This is a genomic window from Bacillus cereus group sp. BfR-BA-01379 (assembly GCF_022663605.1).
Taxonomy (GTDB): domain Bacteria; phylum Bacillota; class Bacilli; order Bacillales; family Bacillaceae_G; genus Bacillus_A; species Bacillus_A mobilis.
Genome location: NZ_JAKUFT010000152.1, coordinates 1 through 3249, shown reverse-complemented (window position 1 = coordinate 3249; position 3249 = coordinate 1). Strand labels below are relative to the sequence as shown.

The following is a 3249-nucleotide window of genomic DNA, read 5'->3' as shown; positions in this document are numbered from 1 at the left end:
CAACAGGTCCAACAGGAGCAACAGGTTCAACAGGAGCGACCGGTCCGACGGGAGTAACAGGTACAAGTATCACGGCGACATATGCATTTGCAAATAATACGTCAGGAACAGCGATATCGGTACTTCTAGGTGGAACGAATGTCCCGCTTCCAAATAATCAAAACATCGGTCCAGGAATTACTGTTTCTGGTGGAAACACAGTATTTACGGTTGCAAATGCTGGGAATTATTACATTTCATATACGATTAATATAACGGCTTCATTATTAGTCAGTTCGCGGATTACAATTAATGGAGCACCACTTGCTGGGACGATCAATGCTCCTGCGTTAGCAACTACATCATTTAGTGCAACAATTATTACAACTCTTGCAGCAGGAGATGCTATTAGTTTGCAACTATTTGGTTTGTTAGCTGTTGCCACATTATCAACAACTACACCAGGAGCTGTGTTAACGATAATAAGATTAAGCTAAATAATAACTCTCTTATTCTTTTATAGATGAGGAGAGTTTATACATATAATAAGAAGTTAATGGAGTGAAGCATAGTTATATAAAAGTCAGAATATTATGATTGTAACGTTATGGCGACTATAATATAATGAAAACAACCATCATGAATGAACATTCATTTATTTTTTATGTATTTGAAGGGGGAATGAAGGTGGAAAAACCATGGTTGAAAAGTTATCCAGAAGAAATTCCAAGTACGATTTCTTATGATATTCAGCCGCTTCATGGATATGTGGAACAGGTGGCTTCTCGCTATCCAGAAAAGAAAGCGCTTCACTTTTTAGGGAAGGATATTACATTTTCAGACTTCCACGATAAGGTGAAGAGATTTGCAAATTATCTTCAAAAGCTCGGTGTGGAAAAGGGTGATCGAGTTGCTATTATGTTGCCGAACTGTCCGCAATCTGTAATTGGTTATTATGGCACATTACTTGCGGGAGGTATCGTAGTACAAACAAATCCACTATATACAGAAAGAGAATTAGAATACCAGCTTCATGACTCGGGAGCAAAAGTAATTCTTTGTCTCGATCTAGTGTTTCCAAGAGTAACGAATGTTCAAGCTGCTACAAAAATTGAACATATTATCGTAACCCGTATTGCGGACTTTTTACCTTTCCCTAAAAATTTACTTTATCCATTTGTACAAAAAAAGCAGGCAAATCTTGTTGTGAATGTGTCGGAAAGTGAAACGATTCATCTATGGAAATCAGTAGAACGAGAAAGTAATGTTAATGTTGAAGTTCCTTGTAATCCTGAAAATGATTTAGCTCTTTTACAGTACACAGGAGGAACAACGGGATTTCCGAAAGGCGTTATGTTGACGCATAAAAACCTTGTTTCGAATACTTTAATGGGAGCGCATTGGCTATATAATTGTAAAGAAGGAGAAGAAGTAATTCTTGGTGTTCTTCCGTTCTTTCATGTGTATGGGATGACAGCTGTAATGAATTTAAGTATTATGCAAGGGTATAAAATGGTGCTGATTCCGAAGTTTGATATGAAAATGGTTTTTGAAGCAATAAAAAAACATAAAGTCACACTATTTCCAGGGGCACCAACCATTTATATTGCTCTATTAAATAGTCCCCTCTTAAAAGAATATGATATTTCTTCTATCGAGGCTTGTATTAGTGGATCTGCCCCGCTTCCTGTAGAAGTGCAGGAAGAGTTTGAGAGAGTTACAGGTGGCAAATTGGTAGAAGGTTATGGATTAACGGAGTCGTCGCCAGTTACACATGGGAATTTTTTGTGGGAAAAACGCGTGCCAGGAAGTATTGGTGTGCCGTGGCCAGATACAGAGGCAAACATTATGTCACTTGAAACTGGAGAGGCTTTACCTCCGGGTGAAATTGGTGAAATTGTTGTAAAGGGTCCTCAAATTATGAAAGGGTATTGGAATAAGCCAGAAGAAACAGCAGCTGTATTACAAGACGGATGGCTTCATACAGGGGATGTTGGTTACATGGATGAAGATGGATTTTTCTATGTGAAAGATCGGAAGAAAGATATGATTGTTGCGAGTGGCTTTAATGTGTATCCTCGTGAAGTAGAAGAAGTATTATATGAGCATGAAAAAGTGCAAGAAGTAGTGACGATTGGAATTCCCGATCCGTACCGAGGAGAGACAGTTAAAGCGTTTGTTGTGTTAAAAGAAGGTATGGAGTGTTCTGAGGAAGAATTAAATCAGTTTGCGCGCAAATATTTAGCGGCTTATAAAGTGCCGAAAGTATATGAGTTTAGAGATGAACTGCCGAAAACGACAGTCGGAAAAATTTTACGTCGTGTCCTAATAGATGAAGAGAAAAAGAAGAATGAGGATGAGCAAACGGGCTAAGGCCCTTTCTTTTTGAAAAAATAGGATTGACACTTTTCTAAATAGTCAGTATTATAAGAATATGAATGACTATTCATTCAGTCATCTTCTTGAAGGGGACAGTAAAGTGAGGAAAAATAGACCGAAATACAATCAAATTATTGATGCGGCAGTCATTGTGATTGCGGAGAATGGGTACCACCAAGCGCAAGTTTCTAAAATAGCAAAACAAGCTGGGGTAGCTGATGGCACGATTTACTTATATTTTAAAAATAAAGAAGATATATTAATATCCTTATTCCAAGAGAAGATGGGAGAATTTGTCGAAACAATTCGTCAAAAAACAGCAGGAATTGAAAGCGCTGTATCGAAATTATTCATGTTGGTAGAAACGCACTTCTTGCTGTTGTCACAAAATGATCCTCTTGCTATCGTTACGCAATTAGAGCTAAGACAATCCAATCAAGACTTACGCCTGAAAATAAATGAAGTATTAAAAGGCTACTTACAAGTTATGGATGAGATTTTAGAGACAGGTATAAAGCAAGGTGAATTCCAAGCGGATTTAAATGTTCGTGTGGCAAGACAAATGATCTTTGGAACAGTAGATGAAGTTGTGACCAATTGGGTAATGAGCGATCATAAGTATGATCTGGTCGCACTTTCAAAAACGGTACATGGGCTACTTATTGCAGCTTGTGGCTATCGTCAATAATGGGAGGGATCATGTTGAAATTCCTATCTGTAAGAGTTGAAGATCATATCGCGGTGGCGACGTTAAATCATGCGCCGGCTAACGCGATGTCTTCACAAGTTATGCATGACGTTACTGAATTAATTGATCAAGTGGAGAAAGATGATAACATTCGTGTTGTTGTAATTCACGGTGAAGGGCGCTTCTTCTCAGCGGGAGCAGAT

4 protein-coding genes are annotated in these 3249 nt (G+C 38.3%); all 4 read left to right on the top strand.

Translation table 11 applies throughout. The features are described from left to right. A partial coding sequence (locus MR113_RS26995) for a BclA C-terminal domain-containing protein (RefSeq protein ID WP_472927140.1) occupies positions 1-476 on the top strand: 476 nt, incomplete at its 5' end. Between the two features lie 190 nt (positions 477-666). After that, positions 667-2352: a long-chain-fatty-acid--CoA ligase gene (locus MR113_RS26990; RefSeq protein WP_242257461.1), complete on the top strand. Its 1686-nt coding sequence runs from the start codon at positions 667-669 to the stop codon at positions 2350-2352. Positions 2353-2458: 106 nt separating this feature from the next. After that, positions 2459-3046: a TetR/AcrR family transcriptional regulator gene (locus MR113_RS26985; protein WP_080468722.1), complete on the top strand. Its 588-nt coding sequence runs from the start codon at positions 2459-2461 to the stop codon at positions 3044-3046. Positions 3047-3057: 11 nt separating this feature from the next. After that, on the top strand, positions 3058-3249 hold a 192-nt coding region (locus MR113_RS26980), incomplete at its 3' end, for an enoyl-CoA hydratase-related protein (protein WP_242257460.1).